This window comes from Paenarthrobacter sp. PH39-S1 (genome assembly GCF_030063245.1).
In the GTDB taxonomy this organism is placed as follows: Bacteria; Actinomycetota; Actinomycetes; order Actinomycetales; family Micrococcaceae; genus Arthrobacter_M.
The window spans coordinates 35024-54307 of sequence record NZ_JASISR010000008.1; the positions used below are offsets into that span (position 1 = coordinate 35024).

Below are 19284 nucleotides of genomic sequence, written 5' to 3' on the forward strand. Positions count from 1 at the left end.
TTCCCTGCGGGAACGGGCGCAGCACGATCACGAACGACTAACGGTCCACGTCTCCGCGGATAAAGGCCTCGACCTTTTCGTGGGCGAGGTCATCGGCATACTGCTCCGGCGGGGACTTCATGAAGTAGCTGGAGGCGGAGAGGAGGGGCCCGCCGATGCCCCTGTCCAGGGCAATCTTGGCGGCCCGGATGGCGTCAATGATCACGCCGGCCGAGTTCGGTGAATCCCAGACCTCAAGCTTGTATTCCAGCGACACCGGTGCATCCCCGAAGTTGCGGCCTTCGAGCCGGACGAAGGCCCATTTGCGGTCATCGAGCCACGCCACGTAGTCGCTCGGGCCGATGTGCACGTCGTCTGCCGCCAGTACGGCGGAGGTGTTGGACGTGACGGCCTGCGTTTTGGAGATCTTCTTGGATTCCAGCCGGTCGCGCTCCAGCATGTTCTTGAAGTCCATGTTTCCGCCCACGTTGAGCTGGTACGTCCGGTCCAGCACCACACCGCGGTCCTCGAACAGTTTTGCCATCACACGGTGAGTGATGGTGGCGCCGATCTGGCTCTTGATGTCGTCACCGACGATGGGCACCCCGGCCGCGGTGAACTTGTCTGCCCATTCCTTTGTTCCGGCGATGAAGACGGGCAGCGCATTGACAAAGGCCACGCCGGCATCAATGGCGCACTGTGCGTAGTGTTTGGCGGCGGCGTCGGAACCGACGGGCAGGTAGCAAACCAGGACATCGGCCTGCACCTCGTGCAAAACCGCGACCACGTCGACGGCTTCCTCATCGGATTCCACGATCGTCTCGCGGTAGTACTTTCCAAGCCCGTCCAGCGTCGGTCCGCGGCGCACCGGCACGTCCAAGTTGGGCACATCGGCGAGCTTGATGGTGTTGTTTTCGCTCGCGCCGATGGCCTCGGAAAGGTCCAGTCCCACCTTTTTTGAATCGACATCGAAAGCGGCCACAAAGTGCACGTCATTGACGTGGTACGGGCCGAACTCCACATGCATCAGACCGGGCACAGCGGCGGCGGGGTCCGCGTGCTGGTAATACTGCACGCCCTGCACCAGTGACGAGGCGCAGTTTCCGACTCCGACAATGGCTACCCGAATTGGATGAGAAGACACGGAACTCCTTATTAATTTTGCAATTCATATTCTGCAATTCAATGGTGCAACAGACCTGGCCCGCTGCGGCCGCAGCTGTTGGCGGGGCAAGGCGTGGCGGCGCCCAGAGGCGCCTGATCATTATAATCCAACAGGGAACCGGCTGAAGTTGTTCCCTGTCCTGATAAACACCCCCCGGGCGGGCATCCTAAAACGTGAGGCTGGCTTACCGCTGGGCCCACAGGTTGATGGCAGACTCGACGGCGAACTCGTCAATGGCAGTTAACTCATCCGTGCTGAATTGCAGGTTCTGCACGGCGGCCAGATTGTTTTCCAACTGCCGAACGCTCGAAGCGCCGACCAGTGCCGACGTGACGGGCGACCCCTTGGGCTGGTCCCGCAGAACCCAGGCGATCGCCATCTGCGCCAGCGACTGGCCCCGTCCGCCGGCGATCCTGTTAAGCTCCCGCACGCGCGTCATCTTGTCTTCGGTGAGGGCCTCCCCGGACAGAAAACGCTCCTTCGCGGCCCGGGAGTCGGCCGGAATCCCGTCGAGGTAGCGGTCCGTGAGCATGCCCTGGGCCAGCGGCGAGAAGGCGATCGAGCCGGCGCCGACCTGGTCCAATGCCTCGTACAGGTTCGGGGTCCCGTCTTCTGTCCAGCGGTTGAGCAGAGAATAGGAGGGCTGGTGGATCAGCAGCGGGGTGCCCAGATCCTTGAGGATCCGGGCCGCTTCCAGGGTCTGCTCAGGCGTATAGGAGGAGATACCCGCGTACAGGGCCTTACCGGAGCGCACCGCGGTGTCCAGCGCGCCCATGGTTTCCTCCATCGGGGTGTCGGGGTCCGGCCGGTGGCTGTAGAAGATGTCCACGTAGTCAAGGCCCATCCGCTGCAACGACGCGTCAAGGCTGGAGAGCAGGTACTTCCGGGATCCCCATTCGCCGTACGGCCCCGGCCACATGTAGTAGCCGGCCTTGGTCGAGATGACCAGCTCATCGCGGTACGGCGTGAAGTCATCCGCCAGGTGCCGGCCGAAGTTGGTCTCCGCGGATCCGTCCGGCGGCCCGTAATTGTTGGCCAGGTCGAAGTGTGTGACGCCCAGATCGAAGGCACGGCGCAGGATGGCCCGCTGCTCCTGAAAGCCCTTGTCATCGCCGAAGTTGTGCCACAGTCCCAGGGAGATGGCGGGCAGCTTCAGCCCGCTCTTCCCCACGCGGCGGTACGGCATCGAGTCATAACGATCTTCGGCAGCGGAATAGGTCATGCCTTCATCATGCCACCAACCCTGCGGAAGACCACGGCGCTGCGGCCCGGCAGTTCCAGCTGCCCGGCGGAGAGCACCGCGCCGTCCCGGGTGCTGAAGAGAATCTGCGCAACGCCGGCAGAGTTCGGAATGGCGCACGGTTCGTCGGCGAGGTTCACCGCGACGCCCACCGCCTCCGGACCGCTGCCGCGGTGCATCAGCAGCCACCGGTCCGCCTCGCTGAAGTCCACCCGCGTTGCGCCCGGCGTCGGGTCGGTCAGGGCCGGAGTGCTTCGGCGCAGGGCGATCAGCTGCCGGTACTGCTCCAGCAGGTATGCGTGCGCGCCGCCGGCGGCCTCGTCCCAGTCGAGCTTGGAGCGGGCAAACGTCTGCGGGTCCTGCGGGTCCGGCACCGCGGCCGGATCCCATCCCATCCGCTCAAATTCGCGGATCCGGCCTTCCGCCGTCGCCTTTCCCAGCTCCGCTTCCGGGTGCGAGGTGAAGAACTGCCACGGCGTCCCGGCCCCGTACTCCTCGCCCATGAAAAGCATCGGGGTGAAGGGGGAGGCCAGATTCAGCACCGCTGCCACGGCCAGCAGGTCAAAGCCGACGGCGGCGCCGAGCCGGTCTCCGATGGCGCGGTTGCCGATCTGGTCGTGGTTTTGAATGCAGACCACCAGCTGCCAGGGTGCGGCGGCCCGCGGGTCAACCACCCTGCCGTGGTGCCGGCCCCGGAAGCTTGAGTACGTGCCGTCGTGGAAGAACCCGTTGGTGAGAACCTTGGCCAGCGCCCCGACGGAGGCAAAATCCGCGTAGTAGCCATCGGTTTCACCGGTGATGTTCACATGCACGGCGTGGTGGAAGTCGTCGCTCCACTGCCCGGTCAGCCCGTCGCCATGGGCCGCGCGGGGGTAAACCAGGCGGGGGTCATTGAGATCGGATTCCGCGATCAGGGACAGCGGCCGGCTGAGCGCCACGGATGCCGCGTCGGCGCGCACGGCCAGTTCCTCCAGAATGTGCACCGCCCGACTGTCCTGGAGCGCGTGCACCGCATCCAGCCGCAGCCCGTCCACATGATAGTCACGGAACCACATCAGCATGTTTTCCACGATGTACCGGCGCACCTCATCGGAGCCCGGCCCGTCGAGGTTCACGGTGTCTCCCCAGGTGTTGGAGGAGCCTTGCGCCAGGTACGGGCCGAACCGCGGAAGATAATTGCCGCTGGGCCCCAGATGGTTATAGACCACGTCTTGGATCACGCCCAGCCCGCGCCGGTGGCAGGCATCGACGAACCGCTGGTAGGCCTCCGGCCCGCCGTAGACTTCGTGCACCGCGTACCACAGCACGCCGTCGTATCCCCAGTTGTGCGTGCCATTGAACGCATTGACCGGCAGCAGCTCGACGAAGTCCACACCCAGGTCGACCAGATAATCCAGTTTGGCGATGGCGGCATCGAGCGTGCCCTCCGGCGTGAACGTGCCGATGTGCAGTTCGTAGATCACCCCGCCGGCCAGCGGACGCCCGGTCCACGCGCCGTCGCCCCACAGGTAGCCTCCGGCGTCGAAGGTCCGGGACAGCTCGTGCACGCCGCCCGGCTGGCGCCGCGAGCGCGGATCCGGCAGCGGCGTGTCCTCGCCGTTCAGCAGGTAGCCGTAATCCACGTCGGCACCGCGGGGCGCGCCGGCAGCGGCCCACCAGCCGTCCGCGCTGCGCGTCATCGGCAGCCGCTGGCCCTCGGCCAGCAGGGTGACGGATTCGGCATCGGGTGCCCAAAGATCAAAACGCGTGCTGGCGGTGTCCCGGTCGATCATGGTTCTCCTCGGTCGTTGTGGTTTAGTCGCCGGTCCGCGCCAGCAGCGCCACCGGAAAGTCGGTGAGAATTTCCGCCACGGGTACCGGCTCCGCCGGGTGAGTGCGCCCAGTCAGCAGATCGGTGCACCCGTAGGGAAGCACGACGGCGGTCCCCCGCCAGCCGCCGTCGGCCTCCAGCCCGCGGGACAGCCGGGTAGCCACAGCGATCGCCGCGCCGGTATCAAACGCCAGCAGGTGGCCCGCGGCAGGGCCGTTGGCCTGCACCGGTGTGTAGCCGGTGAACAGTTCCGGCCGATCCCGGCGCAGGCGCAGCGCACGCGAGGTCACCAGCAGTTTGGCCATCCCGGTGTCGAGGCCGCCAGACCCGTCGGCAGTTGCATCGAAAACGCCGGCGCCGTCACCGCTGCTTTCACCGTTGCCGGCACCCGCGGTGCGGGCGTCCAGCGCTGCCAGCCGCCGCCGTCTTTCGTCAAAATCGATTGGCCGGCGATTGTCCGGGTCGGTCAGGGACTGCTCGTACAACTCGCTGCCCTGGTACACATCCGGGACCCCGGGAATCATCAGCTGCAGCAGTTTGGCACCGAGGGCATTCGCGTGGAAGTACGGCCGGATCCGGTCCACGAAGCCGTCGATCAGCGCCGTCACCTCCGGATTGTCATAGGCCGCATCCACGAGCGATGCCAGCTGCCGTTCAAAGGCCTCATCCGGAGCAGTCCAGGTGGTGGAATTCCCGGCCTCCCGGGCCGCCTTCTGCGCGTACCCTTGCAGCCGGCCACGGCTGAGCGGCCAGGCGCCGACCGCCGACTGCCAGAGCAGATTCTCCAGCGGTCCATCCGGGAGCGGGGCCAGCTCCCGGAGCCGTTCCAGCAGCTGTTCCCACTCCGCCGGTAGCTCTGAAAGCACGGAAATCCGCGCGCGGGTGTCCTCACCGCGTTTCGTGTCGTGGGTGCTCAGCGCATTCATGCCCAGCGGCTCCCGACCGTGCCGGGCAGCCATGAAGTGGTGGAACTCGTCCGTTCCGACGGACCAGACGGCCGGGTCCGCACCGACCTCCGTCAACGAGGTCAGCCGCGTGTATTGGTAGAACGCGCAGTCTTCCACACCCTTAGCCATCACCATTCCGGAGGTCTGCTGAAAACGGATGGCCAATTGATCCCCGGTCCGCGTTCCCTCCGCGGCCGCATCGGGCGCGGCTCCGGGTCGGCCACCCAGCAGCGGCAGCAGAATATCCAATGCCGGCCCCAGCTCCGAGCGCCGCGTGCGGGCCCGGCCGGCGGCGCGTTCCAGACGCTCGAGACCGATCGGCAGATAAGTCCGGTAGACGTCGAAATTACCAATCATTTCCGCCAGCGCATCCTCGGCATCTGCAGCGGACAGCGGGCTGCCCGGAGGAACCAGACGGGCCAGCCGGCGGATTTCCGAGTTCAGCATGCCGTCGGTCACTGCCCGTTTGGTCCCGTGGATCAGTTCCGCGTAACCGCATTCTTCGCCGCGCAGCCGGGCATCCAGCATGCTTAAGGGTGCCTCGCCTTCCGGGTCCACAAAGATCCGGTCCAGCTGCGCCAGCGCGTCGTAGCCGGTGGTTCCCTCGCAGTGCAAAGAGTCCGGCAGCGTTTCCCCTGGCTCGAGGATCTTCTCGATCAGCAGGTAAGCGCCGTCCGTGGCGTCCTTGAGCCGCCGCAGGTATCCGGCCGGATCGGCCAGGCCGTCCGGGTGGTCCACCCGCAGCCCGTCTACCCAGCCCTGCCGGACCCAATGCAGGATCCGTGCGTGGGATTCGTCGAAAACCCAGGGAACCTCGACCCGGATGCCGGCAAGCGAATTGACGGCGAAAAACCGCCGGTAGTTCAGATCGTGGTCGGCGCGGCGCCAGTCGACCAGCTCGTAGTGCTGCCGGTCGTGTACCGCTCGGGCCTGAGCGCCGGTGAGAACGCGGGCGCCGCCGTCCGGTTCAGCGCCGTCTGGTTCAGCGCCGTCGTCCGTTCCCCAGCTTCCGTCCGCCAGCGGAAAACGGTGCTCGTGATAGTGCAGCTCGGAGCCGTGCACCTCAAGCGCGTCCAGATCCGCCGCCGAGCCCAGCACCGGCAGCCTGATCCGGCCGCCACCGGCATCCCAGTCAACGTCGAACGCCTCCGCATAGCGGGACTCCCGGCCTTCCTTGAGCAACGACCACCACCAGGGGTTCGCAGCCGGCGTGGCCACGCCCATATGGTTGGGCACAATGTCCAGCAGGATTCCCATCCCCGCCGCATGCGCCTTGGCAGCCAGTGCGGCCAGCGCGTCCTCGCCGCCGCGCGCCGGATCCAGCAGCGAAGGGTCGACGACGTCGTAGCCGTGGTTCGATCCGGCCTCCGCCTTCAGCAGGGGGGACAGGTAGAGCCAGTCCGCGCCCAACCGGGCCAAGTAATCCACCTGCCCGGCGGCATCCCACAGCGTGAATCCGTCGTGGATCTGGAGTCGGTAGGTGGAAGCGGGTGTTTTCATCTGCGGGTTCCTCCGTAATGGCTGCACAACGGCGTCCCGCGCCTTGCCTTGACGCAAGACGCGGGACACGGCTCTAGAGTTCGCTGCTCAATCCCGGCATGGGGCTGACGCGTTCGGCCAATGAAGCGGCCACTGAATGGTCCGGCTCTTCCTCCTGCGCGGAATGTGCCCGAAGCACCATCAGAGCCTTGGCTTCGATGGCGATCTTGGCGGAGCTGCCCAACGTCACGGCATCATCGGCATGGACTCCAGCGGTGTCGATCACGACGTCCCATTTAGGAGCGTAATCCTTCGACGGGAGCGTCAGTTCCACCACATCGTCATGGGCATTGAAGTAGAGCAGGAAATTCACATCCGTGATTTGGTGACCCCGCCGGTCCACGCCGCTGATGGAGTCACCGTTGAAGAAGACTCCGATGGTGCGCCCGAACCCGCTGTCCCAGTCGTCGGGCAGCATTTCCCGGCCATCGACGTTCAGCCAGACGATGTCCTGGAGCTTGTCGCCTTCACCGCGCAGCACCGGCCGGCCATCGAAGAAACGGCTGCGGCGGAACGTGGGGTGGTCGGCCCGCAACCGGTTCACGGCGGCTGTGAACTCCACCAGCGGTTTATCCACGGCATCCCAGTGCACCCAGCTCAGCTCGGAGTCCTGGCAGTACGTGTTGTTGTTGCCTTGCTGAGTGCGGCCCAGCTCATCACCGTGCAGCAGCATGGGCACGCCCTGGGACAGCAGTAGCGTGGCGATGAAGTTGCGCTGCTGCCGTGCCCGCAGTCCAAGAACCTTTGGATCCTCGGTGGGGCCCTCAACACCGCAGTTCCAGGAGCGGTTGTGGGACTCGCCGTCGTTGTTCCCCTCCCCATTAGCCTCGTTGTGCTTGTCGTTGTAGGAGACCAGATCAGCGATGGTGAAACCGTCATGGGCCGTAACGAAGTTGATGGATGCCACCGGGCGCCGGCCCGATTTTTCGTAAAGGTCCGCGGAGCCGGTCAGCCGGGAGGCAAACTCACCCAGCGTTGACGGCTCACCGCGCCAGAAATCACGCACGGTATCCCGGTACTTGCCGTTCCACTCCGTCCACTGCGGCGGGAAATTACCAACCTGATAGCCGCCGGGACCAATGTCCCACGGTTCGGCAATGAGTTTCACCTGGGACACCACCGGATCCTGCTGAATCAGTTCAAAGAAAGTGGACAGCTTGTCCACGTCATAGAACTCCCGGGCCAGCGTGGAGGCCAGATCAAAACGGAACCCGTCCACATGCATTTCGGTGACCCAGTAGCGCAGCGAATCCATCAGCAGCTGCAGGGCGTGCGGGTTGCGCACGTTCAGCGAATTGCCAGTGCCGGTGTAATCCATGTAGTGCTTTTCGTCGCCGTCCATCAGACGGTAGTACGCGGCGTTGTCGATGCCCCGGAAGGAGAGCGTTGGGCCCAGGTGGTTTCCTTCGGCCGTGTGGTTGTAGACCACGTCCAGGATGACCTCGATGTCCGCCAGATGCAGGGCGCGGACCATCGCTTTGAAGTCCTGCACCTGCTGTCCCAGGTCCCCCGTGGAGCTGTATTCGTTGTGCGGGGCGAAGAATCCAATGGTGTTGTAGCCCCAGTAGTTCGACAAGCCTTGATCCAGCAGGGTGCTGTCCTGGACGAACTGGTGGACGGGCATCAGTTCAATGGCCGTGATGCCGAGCTTCTTCAGATGTTCGATGACGGACGGGTGCGCAACGCCAGCATAGGTTCCGCGCTGCTCTTCCGGCACGTCCGGGTGCAGCTGTGTCAGGCCCTTGACATGGGCCTCGTAAATGACCGAGTGGTGATACGGCGTGCGGGGGGAACGGTCACCGTCCCAGTCGAAGAAAGGATTTATGACGACGCCGAGCATCATGTGTGGGGCGGAATCGGCATCATTCTTGGAGTCCGGGTCTCCCAAATTATAAGAAAAAAGTGACGGATCCCAGTCGATTTTTCCGGCTACTGCCTTCGCATAAGGGTCAAGCAGCAGTTTGTTGGGATTACCCCGCTGGCCCTGCTCCGGGTCATACAGGCCGGTGACGCGGTATCCGTATTTCTGCCCAGGCTGGATCTGCGGGAGGTAGCAATGCCAGACGTAGCCGTCCACCTCGACGACGTCGACGCTGGTCTGCGTTCCGTCGTCGTCGAAAAGGCAGAGCTGCACGGACTCGGCAACCTCGCTGAAAATCGCGAAATTGGTGCCGTTTCCGTCAAAGGTGGCTCCCAGCGGATAGGCGTTTCCCGGCCAAACTTCCATGTGTACTCCCAGCTCAGTCCAACAAGTATTCACGACTCTTCCATACGCTAAGGAAACTTAGCGTATTCCACCCCTAGGTTACCGGGCCGGAGGGCGCAGTCTGCGCCAGATCCGCGGAACCGCCGTTGCGAGGTCCCTGGCGTGCAGCGGACCGCCGGCCCCGGCCAACGCACCGGCCCGGCCGTGCAGACTTGCGGCCGCGGCGCCGATGGCTGCCCAGCGGTCCTCGGCCGCGATGCCCAAGGCGCTGAAACGCCCGGTGTCCTCGGCCAGGGCCGCCAACAGCGCGCCCAGGATTCCCGCCAATGTGTCCCCGCTGCCGGCGGTGGCCAGCCAGGGCGTGCCATCGCTCTGGCTGAAGACGGATCCGCCCGGCGACGCAACCAGGGTGGTTGCCCCCTTGAGCAGAACGGTGGCGCCGGTCAGCTTCGCGGCCGCGAGGGCATGGGCCATGCCCTGCGCCTCAACCTGCTCCCGGCTGACATCCCGGCCCAGGCGCCGGAGCAGCTGGGCCAGTTCTCCGGCGTGTGGAGTCAGAATGATGTGCGCCCCGACGTTTGCGGGCAGCACGGTCAGCGCTCCTGCATCCGCAACAACAGGCAGTCCCGAGTCGAAGGCGTCACGGCAGCGCCGCAACTGACCGTCATCGCCGCCGGCATCGCCGCGCCTGTCACCGCCGGCACCACCACCGCTGTCACCCCTGTCAACGCGGCCGTCTCCGTTGATCCCGGGACCGGCCAGCCAGGCCTGCACCCGGCTGTTCGCCACGGTGCCTTCGCTGCAGACCACTTCGGGACTGCCGGCATGGATCAACGCGGCCACCGACCCGGGCCCCAGGTAACGGACCATGCCGACGCCGCAGGCCAGCGCCCCGGCGCAGGAAAGCTGCGCGGCCCCGGGATATTGGGCTGAGCCGGCCACGATGCCCAACACGCCACGGGTGTACTTCTGGTCATCCCGATCCGGGGCCGGCAGCAGGGCGGCCAGATCGGCGGCCTCGAGCCGGCGCAGCGCCGGGTCCCGGAGCTGCCCTTCCAGCCCGATGCCGATTACCTGCACTCGGCCGGCCATGCCCTCCCCGGGGGGTGAAAACAGCCCCGTCTTGGCTGCTCCGAAGGTCACGGTTAGCCCGGCCTTCAGCACCGGTTCGAACACCTCCCCGGTGTCCGCGTCAACACCGCTGGGCAGATCACAGGCCACGACAGAGGGGCCGCTAAGGTTTTGGAGTGATCTCACGGCGGCCGCCCACGGCTCCCGCAGCCCACCGCGGGCCCCGGTTCCCAGAACCGCGTCGATCAGTACGTCTGCGGCGACGGCCTCCGCCAGCCAACCGCCGTCGGCTTGGGCGCTTTCCGGGCCGTCCCCGAAAAGACCCTTCTCCCCGTTGCCGGCAGCGTATCCCTCGCCGTCGCCTGCAGCATCTCCCGCGGTGTCTGCCCTACCGTCGCCCGCAGCGTCTCCCCCACCAGCGGTGTCTCTCTCAGCCTCCACGTGACCGCCTGCCCCGCCGGCGTCCGGGTCCGGCAGCATCACGGTACGGCCGCCCGCCCGGCGGAAACCGGCCAGCGCGGCCGCATGCACTCCCGCGGAGCCCAGCACCGCCGTCGCCCGTGCTCCGCGCGCCGCCAGAGCCGCCGCGGCATAGAGAGCGTCGGCGCCGTTGTTCCCGCTCCCGACCAGCACCACGATTCGGGCGCCATAGACACCGCCGCAGCGCTCTTTGAGCAGCTGTACGACGGCGTGGCTGAGTCCGTGCGCGGCGCGCTGCATCAGGACCGGGCCCTGCCCGGCCGCGAGCAGGGGCTGTTCGGCCGCGCGGACATCCGTTCCGCTGTAGGCGCGCAGCATGTTATCCCTCGGCGATAACCATGGCGGTCGAAATTCCGCCGTCGTGGCTCATCGACAAGTGCCAGCGCTTGACGCCCTTGGCGGCAGCCACGGCGGCCACCGTGTCCTTGACCTGGACGGTGGGTCCATGTTCATCCAGACCGATCCAACAGTCCTGCCAGTTCATTCCGGCGGGGGCGCCGAGGGTTTTGGCTACGGCTTCCTTCGCGGCAAACCGGGCGGCCAGCGAGCGGGTGTTCAGTGTCCGCTCCGCCGGCACGAACAAACGTTCCCGCAGCCCTGGCGTTCGCTCCAGCTGGCGACCGAACCGCTCTACGTCCACCACGTCCACGCCAATCCCAATGATCATGGTCCCAGCCTAGCGGGCGAGGGGCCCCGAACGAGCGAAGCGAGTTTGGGGAGGACGCTAGGCGCTAGCGGGAGCCACCGCCACTGTTCCCGGACTCGTCACGCAAAGCGGCGGAGCGCCAAGCTCAGCCGGAGCTGGCTTCTCCGCCGAAGCCAGAATGCTGCAGCTCCGGACGAGCGCTGGTGAAATTCCCCCGCGAGTCCGTTCACATCTGCGGCTCAAGAGGGGGCAGGGGCAGGATCGGGTCGGGGCACGGAAGCGTGTCTGCCCCGGCTACTCGACGGTGACCGATTTCGCCAGGTTACGCGGCTGGTCCACGTCAAAGCCCTTAGCCGTGGCCAGCTCGCAGGCAAACAGCTGCAGCGGCACGGTGGTCAGCAGGGGGGCCAGCAACGGAGCTATCTCCGGTACGTAGAAGACGTGCTCCGCATAGGCGCTGACCGCCTCGTCGCCCGCTTCCGCGATCACGATTGTCTTGGCCCCGCGGGCGCGGATCTCCTGGATATTGGAGACCACCTTGGCGTGCAGGGAATCGCGGCCACGCGGGGAGGGAACAATCACCACCACGGGCAGTCCTTCTTCGATCAGCGCGATGGGGCCGTGCTTGAGCTCTCCGGCAGCAAACCCCTCGGCATGGATGTACGCCAGTTCCTTGAGCTTGAGGGCGCCCTCCATGGCCACCGGGAAGCCGACATGGCGGCCCAGGAACAGCACGGTCTTGGTCCCGGCCATGGACCTGGCAAGCTCCTTGATCTGCCCGGCGTTGTCAAGGATCTGTTGGATCTTCGCCGGCGCCTTCGACAGGTCGGCGAGGATGTCCTTGATCTCGCCCTGGAATTTGTTCCCGCGCAGCTGTGCCAGATACAACCCCAGCAGGTAGGCGGCTGTGATCTGGGCCAGGAATGCCTTGGTGGAGGCGACGGCGATCTCCGGACCGGCGTGCGTGTACAGCACCGCATCGGATTCGCGCGGAATGGTGGAGCCGTTGGTGTTGCAGATCGCGACCGTCATCGCGCCCTGTTCGCGGGCGTAGCGGACCGCCATCAGGGTGTCCATGGTCTCGCCGGACTGCGAGATGGAAACGATCAGCGTACGGGCATCCACGATCGGATCGCGGTAGCGGAATTCGTGCGATAGCTCCACCTCGGTGGGGATCCGGCACCAGTGTTCAATGGCGTATTTGGCCACCTGACCGGCATAGGCGGAGGTGCCGCAGGCGAGCACAATGATTTTGTTGACAGTCTTGAGCAGCGAAGGATCTATCCGGATCTCATCCAGGGTCAGCCGGCCATGCACGTCCGAACGTCCCAGCAGCGTCTGTCCGACGGCGTCGGGCTGGTCATGAATTTCCTTTTCCATAAAGGAGGGGTAGCCGTCTTTTTCCGCCGCCGCGGCGTCCCAATCGACGTGGTATTCCTTGCCCGCGGCGGGCGCCCCATGAAAGTCGGTGATCTCCACGGACTCCGGTGTGATGGTGACAATCTGGTCCTGCCCCAGCTCGACGGCGCGGCGGGTGTAATCGATGAAGCCGGACACGTCGGACCCGAGGAAATTCTCGCCCTCGCCCAAGCCCACCACCAGCGGTGAGTTCCGCCGCGCGGCGACGACGGCGTCCGGCTGGTCCGCGTGTACGGCCAGAAGGGTGAAGGCACCCTCCAGCTGCCGGCAGGTGCGTTGCATAGCCAGGGACAGCGCGTCCTCGGGGCCGTTGCCGGACTCCAGGACATCGCGGTAGGTATCCGCCAGCAGCACTGCAGCGACCTCCGTGTCGGTGTCCGAGGCAAAGGTGTGGCCCTTGCGCAGCAGGTCAGACTTCAGCTCGGCGAAGTTCTCGATGATCCCGTTGTGGATCAGCGCAAGCCGGCCCACGTCGGCCAGGTGCGGATGGGCGTTCAGATCCGTCGGGCCGCCATGCGTGGCCCAGCGGGTATGGCCGATGCCGGTTACGGCGTCCGGCAGCGGGCTCGCGTCCAGCACGGCCAGGAGATTCGCCAGCTTCCCAGATTTTTTCCGTGATTCGATGTGTCCATCCGCGACGACGGCGATGCCCGCCGAATCATAACCGCGGTATTCCAGCCGGCGCAGGCCCTCCAGTACGACGTCCAACGCACCATGCCCGGGTGCCGCGACACCATTCCCGCCGCGGGGGCGGCCCACATATCCCACAATTCCACACATGTCTTCAAGCCTAGCCGCCGCACACAAGGAAGGACGTAGGATCTCCACGCCTGGCGGCATTTCCGCAATGACCGCCGCACAAGGCAGAATCACTTAGGTGACTTTGCAACGGAACGAGTCCAGCGGCAACGACGGCGTCTCCCCCTTTGTGGAGCTGGACCGCCAGACGTGGTCCCGGCTTTCCAACGAGATCGAGCTGCCCCTCGACGAGGCGGATATTCAGCGGCTGCGCGGCCTGGGTGACCAACTGAACATGACAGAGATCCGCGAGGTCTACCTCCCGCTGTCCCGGCTACTCAATCTGTACGTGGCCGCCGCCGGCCAGCTGCACGCCGCCACCACAACGTTCCTGGGCGAACAGGTCCGCCGCACCCCGTTCGTGATCGGCGTCGCCGGCTCCGTCGCGGTCGGAAAGTCCACCACCGCCAGGGTGCTGCGGGAGATGCTCCGCCGCTGGCCCGATACCCCCGACGTGGAACTCGTGACCACTGACGGCTTTCTCTACCCGAATGCCGAGCTGGAACGGCGCGGGCTCATGCAGCGCAAGGGATTCCCGGAGTCCTACGACCGGCGAGCCCTCCTGCGCTTTGTCAGTGCGGTCAAGAGCGGCGCCGAGGAGGTCCGCGCCCCCTGGTATTCGCACCTTACCTATGACATTGTCCCGGGCAGGGAAGTCGTTGTGCGGCGCCCGGACGTGCTGATCGTCGAAGGCCTGAATGTGCTGGCTCCGGCACGTCCGCGGCTGGACGGGAGGTCGGGGCTCGCGGTCAGCGATTTCTTTGACTTTTCCATCTTCGTGGATGCCAAGACACCCTACATAGAGCAGTGGTATGTTGACCGGTTCAGGTCATTGCGGTCCTCCGCATTCGCAAATCCGGAATCCTATTTCCGCCGCTATGCCGATCTCTCGGACGCCGAGGCCGTGACAACGGCGGTGGATATCTGGAAGCGGATCAATGAGCCCAACCTCACGCAGAACGTTCTCCCCACCCGCGGCCGCGCCCAGTTGGTCCTGACCAAGGACGCAGATCATTCCATCCGCCGCATGCTGCTGCGCAAGACATAGCCATGGCCACGCTCCCCGGCCGCCGCTCGGTGGCAAAATTCCTGGTCGGTGGCACCGCCCTGGCCATTTTCGCTGCCTGCACCGCGCCGGCCCGGCCCGTGCCGTCGTCGTCGTCCGGTTCAAAGCCCGGCACGACGGCGGCGGCAGCGCCGGGCGCGGACGGCCCGCCCGCGGGCGCATCGGTTTCCGGCGAGTCTACAGCGCCCTCCCCACAACCGGCCGGGGGCGCCCCATCGCCGGCGGCCTCACCTGTGCATGCACTCACGGCAACGTTTTCGCTGACGGACCCTTCCAGTCCCTGGGTGCTGGTCAACAAGCACCATCCGCTGAACCCCGTAGGCTATGAACCGCCAGACCTTGTCCAGCCGCAGGTTGTACTCGGCAGCGGCGGCGAAACAGCCCTGCTCCGCGTCGAGGCCGCGGACGCCGCGGGCAGGATGTTCGCCGCTGCGGCCGCCGCCGGTGCGGCCATGACGCTGCTGAGCAGTTACCGCTCCTATGACACCCAGCTGGCGCTTTACAACAACTATGTGGCCGGCTTCGGCAGCGACGATGCGGACACAAAATCCGCCAGGGCAGGATACTCGGAACACCAGACCGGGCTCGCCCTCGACATCGGTGATGCCGGCGGCGCCTGCGCCTTCGACCCTTGCTTCGCGGAGCAGCCCGCCGCCGCGTGGGCGGCCGGGAACTGCCATCGGTTCGGATTCATCGTCCGCTATCAGCTGGGAAAGGACGGCATGACCGGCTTCTTCGCCGAGCCCTGGCATCTGCGCTATGTAGGGGTCGAAGTGGCGACCGACCTCGTGGCGAAGGGCTACGGCAGCTACGAGGAGTATCTAGGCCTAGAACCCGCGCCTGCGTATCTGTAGTCCGACACGCCGCCGGGACCGGACGGCTAGGTCCCTGAGATATCGGAGGACCCGCGCGATAACTTAGGGACATGCTAAAGGGATTCAGAGCTTTCATTATGAAGGGCAACGTCGTAGATCTTGCCGTCGCCGTGGTCATTGGTGCTGCTGGCCTGGGACGACGTTAGGTTCGGTGTCCTGCTGACCGCCGTCGTCAACTTTGTGCTGATCGCCGCATCGATCTACTTCGTCTCCGGGACTCGCTGCGCTCCCGAGCACAGTAGCGCTCACGGCAGTGGCTAGTTCAGCTTTGCAGGGCGAGCCGGGATTCGACGACGGCCGCCAGGTCCTCACAAATGCGCGTTGCCGTGACCATGTCCCCCGCCTCCACCATCACGCGGACCAAAGCTTCGGTACCGGAGGGGCGCAGCAGGACACGCCCAGACTGTCCGAGCTCGAGTTGGGCCAAGGCCACCGCCGCGCCGACACCCTCATCGGTTTGGGCCCGGTGTTTATCCACGCCCTTGACGTTGATCATCAGCTGCGGGAGCTTGGTCATGACGGTGGCCAGCTCCTTCAGGCTCCGGCCCGTCCGTGCCAGCTGCGCGGCAAGCTGCAGCCCGGTCAGCACCCCGTCGCCCGTCGTCGCATGGTCCGCGAAGATGACGTGCCCGGACTGCTCCCCGCCCAGCGTGAAACCGCCCTCGCGCATGGCTTCCAGCACATAGCGGTCCCCGACCGCTGTTTCCCGAATGCTGATACCGGCGGCGCGGAGCGCGATCTTCAGCCCCAGATTGCTCATCACGGTCGCCACCAGAACGTCGTCCTTGAGCCGGCCCGCATTCTTGAGGGCTACGGCTAGGATGGCCATGATCTGGTCTCCGTCGACCACCGCACCCTCATGGTCCACGGCAAGGCACCTGTCGGCGTCGCCGTCGTGCGCTATGCCAAGGTCGGCGCCGTGCCTCAGGACGGCGGCCTGCAGCTGCCCCAGATGGGTGGAACCGACTCCATCGTTAATGTTCAGGCCGTCCGGCTCGGCGCCGATGACAATGACCTCGGCGCCGGCGCTCTTGAAGACCTCCGGCGAGCATCCACTGGCTGCCCCGTTGGCGCAATCAAGGACCACCCGGACGCCGTCAAGCCGGTTCGGCAGGGTGGAGAGCAGATGGACCACATAGCGGTCCTCTGCATCGGCAAAGCGCTGAATACGGCCCACACCGACCCCGACCGGGCGGAAAATCTCGCGCTCCCGCTGGGCCTCGATGGCATCCTCGATCTCGTCGTCGAGCTTCTGCCCGCCGCGGGCGAAGAATTTGATGCCGTTATCCGGAGCGGGGTTATGCGAGGCGGAGATCATCACGCCGAAATCCGCGCCCAAATCGGCGATCAGGAAGGCAAGCGCAGGGGTCGGCAGCACGCCTGCGTCGTAGACGTCCACGCCGGCGCTCGCCAGGCCGGCCTCCACCGCCGCTCCGATGAACTCGCCGCTGGCTCGAGGATCGCGGGCTATGACCGCCCGCGGACGTTGGCCCTCCGCCATCCGATCATGACCCAGGACCACCGCGGCGGCCTGCGCCAGTGATAGTGCCAGCTCCGCTGTGAGCAGGCCGTTGGCCAAGCCCCGGACACCGTCGGTTCCAAATAATCTAGACATCGCCCCCTAGTCTAATCGATGGCGCTGTTCCGCCCGTTCACCCGATCGAGGTCGCACTTCGCGCCCATGCCGCGAGAATCATGAGCGCGAAGTACGTCATCGATGAAGGCGACGGGACGCGGAAAGCCCGCCGGAACCGTAGTTCCAGCGGGCTTTCTGATCCTGCGTGCGGGCCGCAGCCGAAGCGGTGTTTAGCGCTTGGAGTACTGGCCTGCCTTGCGGGCCTTCTTGAGACCGGCCTTCTTGCGCTCGATGACGCGTGCGTCACGGGTCAGGAAGCCGGCCTTCTTCAGCGTGGCGCGGTTGTTGTCCTCATCGATCTCGTTCAGCGAACGGGCAACGCCCAGGCGCAGCGCACCGGCCTGGCCGGACGGGCCGCCGCCGTGGATACGGGCCATGACGTCGTATGCACCGTCAAGGTCCAGGATCCGGAACGGCTCGTTGACCTCCTGCTGGTGCAGCTTGTTCGGGAAGTAGTCATCGAGCTGGCGGCCATTGACGATCCACTTGCCGGAGCCGGGGACGACGCGCACACGGGCGATTGCCTGCTTACGGCGGCCGACGGCTGCGCCGGAAACGGTGAGGGCCGGGCGCTCCTTCTTGGGGGCTGCGTCCGATGCCGGGGCGCTTTCCGACGTGTAGCTGGTGGGTACCGCTTCCTCAGCCGGGGCGGCCTCGGTGTTCAGCTCTTCAGTATTCTGAGCCACAATTCTCCTTGAAATGAATTTATTGGGTGGTGGCCAGAACTACTGGGCGACCTGGGTGATTTCGTACGTCGTCGGCTGCTGTGCAGCGTGCGGGTGCTCGGCGCCTTTGTAGACCTTCAGCTTGCCCAGCTGCTGTTCAGCAAGGGAATTCTTCGGGAGCATGCCGCGGATGGCCTTCTCTACGGCGCGGACCGGGTTCTTCTCCAGCAGCTCGGCGTAGTTGACGCTGGACAGGCCGCCCGGGTAACCCGAGTGGCGGTAGGCACGCTTCTGCTCGAGCTTGGCGCCGGTGAGGGCAACCTTCTCGGCGTTGATGATGATGACGAAATCGCCCATGTCCATGTGGGACGCAAAGGTCGCCTTGTGCTTGCCGCGCAGCAGAATTGCGGTCTGGCTTGCGAGACGGCCTAGGACAATGTCGGTGGCGTCAATGACGAGCCACTGGCGCTTGATGTCGCCGGGCTTCGGGGTGTACGTACGCACGGTTTTTGCCTTCGTTTCTTGTTCTTGGGTGGCGATAATAGTCGGTTACGCCTGCTATCTATGCGCGACCGGAACAGAGGTGAGGGCTCTATAAAACCAGTAATCCTTGCATCCCGATCACGCCTGCTGAATTGCGACCCATGCAACAGAGTCTCCAGGCAGGCGCGCAGTATCGAGAAAGGACACGCACAACGACTATCAACGATAGCGTGGATGGCCCGCATAGGTCAAAGCGTCGACTGCGGCGCACCGAAACCAGTGGACCGGGAATAGGCCGACGGCGCGCTGCCGCGGCTTGTGATTGGAAATCCACACACCCCAGCTGTTGTGCGGGGAGTGTTAGGACCGGATCGCCCGGGTGAGCTCCTGCCGGGCCAGCATCCCGGCGTCGTCCGGATAGCGGACCTCTTCAAGGACAAGTGGATGGGGCGGCGCGAGTCTGGATTTGGCGTTGCGTGCGCGGGCCAGCAGCCGCTCATGCAGCCAGTCCGGCTCTTCCAGCCCCTCGCCTACCTGCACCGCCGACCCGACCAGCGAGCGGACCATGTTGTGGCAAAACGCGTCGGCCTGGACGGTCACCGTAATGATCCCGTCCGCCCCGCGGGAAAACTCGAAGCGCTGGAGCTCGCGGCGGGTCGTTGCGCCATCGCGCGGTTTGCAGTAGGACCGGAAATCCTGCACCCCAAGGAGGGTGACCGCAGCGGCGTTCATGCGGTCCACGTCCAGTGCCTGCTGATACCACAGTGTGCTGTAGCGCAGCAGCGGATCCCACTGCAGCTGTGCATCCGCAATCCGGTAACTATAACGGCGCCAGATGGCCGAAAACCTCGCGTTGAAACCCGCCGGCGCGAGGGAGGCCGCATGGACCTCAATGACGCCCGTCAGCTTCCCGAGCCCCCGGCTCAGGGCTCCGCGCAGCCGGCGCACCAAGGAGACTGCCGGGTCCAGATCGTGACCGCGGAGCAGGCCGAACCATTCCGCCGTCGTCAGGTCACAGTGCACCACCTGCCCGCGGGCGTGCACGCCCGTATCTGTACGCCCTGCGACAGTCACCCGGACGGGGCGCCTGATCATCAGCGCCAGTGCTTCCTCCAGCGTTCCCTGGACCGTGCGCAGGCCCGGTTGCACGGCCCACCCGCTGAACGGGCCGCCGTCGTAACTGATATCAAGGCGGATACGCAAAAATCCGCTGCCCCTTTCTACGGAGGCAGCGGATTCCTGATCAGTCATGGTTCTAA

Annotated in this window: 14 protein-coding genes and 1 pseudogene; 3 read left to right on the top strand and 12 right to left on the bottom strand. The window is 65.5% G+C overall.

Annotation, left to right across the window (positions count from 1 at the left end; translation table 11 throughout):
- Positions 1 to 37 precede the first annotated feature (37 nt).
- The 8 genes from QMG52_RS06955 to glmS all read right to left on the bottom strand — a co-directional run bounded on the left by QMG52_RS06955 (position 38) and on the right by glmS (position 13282).
- Entirely contained in the window at positions 38 to 1123 is a 1086-nt protein-coding gene (locus QMG52_RS06955; protein ID WP_283559701.1) for an inositol-3-phosphate synthase, read from the bottom strand.
- A 205-nt stretch (positions 1124 to 1328) separates the two neighbouring features.
- The gene (gene mgrA, locus QMG52_RS06960) at positions 1329 to 2366 is read right to left on the bottom strand and encodes an L-glyceraldehyde 3-phosphate reductase (protein WP_283559702.1); all 1038 of its coding nucleotides are present in this window, start codon (positions 2364 to 2366) and stop codon (positions 1329 to 1331) included.
- On the bottom strand, positions 2363 to 4156 hold the full coding sequence (treZ, locus tag QMG52_RS06965) for a malto-oligosyltrehalose trehalohydrolase (protein WP_283559703.1): 1794 nt from the start codon (positions 4154 to 4156) through the stop codon (positions 2363 to 2365). Before treZ ends, mgrA begins: the two co-directional genes overlap by 4 nt.
- 22 nt (positions 4157 to 4178) lie before the next feature.
- On the bottom strand, positions 4179 to 6641 hold the full coding sequence (gene treY, locus QMG52_RS06970) for a malto-oligosyltrehalose synthase (RefSeq protein ID WP_283559704.1): 2463 nt from the start codon (positions 6639 to 6641) through the stop codon (positions 4179 to 4181).
- Positions 6642 to 6714: 73 nt separating this feature from the next.
- Entirely contained in the window at positions 6715 to 8907 is a 2193-nt protein-coding gene (gene glgX, locus QMG52_RS06975) for a glycogen debranching protein GlgX (RefSeq protein WP_283559705.1), read from the bottom strand.
- A 78-nt stretch (positions 8908 to 8985) separates the two neighbouring features.
- Complete coding sequence (locus tag QMG52_RS06980; RefSeq protein ID WP_283559706.1) at positions 8986 to 10755, bottom strand: bifunctional ADP-dependent NAD(P)H-hydrate dehydratase/NAD(P)H-hydrate epimerase; 1770 nt, start codon at positions 10753 to 10755, stop codon at positions 8986 to 8988.
- A 1-nt stretch (position 10756) separates the two neighbouring features.
- Complete coding sequence (locus tag QMG52_RS06985; RefSeq protein ID WP_283559707.1) at positions 10757 to 11104, bottom strand: holo-ACP synthase; 348 nt, start codon at positions 11102 to 11104, stop codon at positions 10757 to 10759.
- Positions 11105 to 11377: 273 nt separating this feature from the next.
- A complete protein-coding gene (gene glmS, locus QMG52_RS06990) occupies positions 11378 to 13282 on the bottom strand; it encodes a glutamine--fructose-6-phosphate transaminase (isomerizing) (protein WP_283559708.1) in 1905 nt (634 codons plus the stop codon).
- Between the two features lie 97 nt (positions 13283 to 13379).
- Here glmS and coaA point away from each other — a divergent pair, with 97 nt between their 5' ends.
- From coaA to QMG52_RS07005, 3 genes and pseudogenes are all read left to right on the top strand, one after another.
- Complete coding sequence (gene coaA, locus QMG52_RS06995) at positions 13380 to 14348, top strand: type I pantothenate kinase (protein WP_283559709.1); 969 nt, start codon at positions 13380 to 13382, stop codon at positions 14346 to 14348.
- Between the two features lie 2 nt (positions 14349 to 14350).
- Positions 14351 to 15220 carry a M15 family metallopeptidase gene (locus tag QMG52_RS07000; RefSeq protein WP_283559710.1) on the top strand — a complete coding sequence of 290 codons (870 nt, stop codon included), beginning with the start codon at positions 14351 to 14353 and terminating at the stop codon, positions 15218 to 15220.
- Between the two features lie 71 nt (positions 15221 to 15291).
- A pseudogene (locus QMG52_RS07005) lies at positions 15292 to 15448 on the top strand (MscL family protein); the annotation flags it as partial.
- Between the two features lie 55 nt (positions 15449 to 15503).
- On the opposite strand, the gene glmM reads toward QMG52_RS07005, so the two are convergent.
- The 4 genes from glmM to truA all read right to left on the bottom strand — a co-directional run bounded on the left by glmM (position 15504) and on the right by truA (position 19276).
- Entirely contained in the window at positions 15504 to 16856 is a 1353-nt protein-coding gene (gene glmM / locus QMG52_RS07010) for a phosphoglucosamine mutase (RefSeq protein ID WP_283559711.1), read from the bottom strand.
- Positions 16857 to 17047: 191 nt separating this feature from the next.
- Positions 17048 to 17563, bottom strand: coding sequence for a 30S ribosomal protein S9 (gene rpsI, locus QMG52_RS07015; RefSeq protein ID WP_283559712.1), 516 nt, complete (start codon positions 17561 to 17563; stop codon positions 17048 to 17050).
- Positions 17564 to 17602: 39 nt separating this feature from the next.
- Positions 17603 to 18046: a 50S ribosomal protein L13 gene (gene rplM, locus QMG52_RS07020; protein ID WP_283559713.1), complete on the bottom strand. Its 444-nt coding sequence runs from the start codon at positions 18044 to 18046 to the stop codon at positions 17603 to 17605.
- Positions 18047 to 18385: 339 nt separating this feature from the next.
- Positions 18386 to 19276, bottom strand: a complete 891-nt coding sequence (gene truA, locus QMG52_RS07025; RefSeq protein ID WP_283559714.1) for a tRNA pseudouridine(38-40) synthase TruA — start codon at positions 19274 to 19276, stop codon at positions 18386 to 18388.
- Positions 19277 to 19284 lie beyond the last annotated feature (8 nt).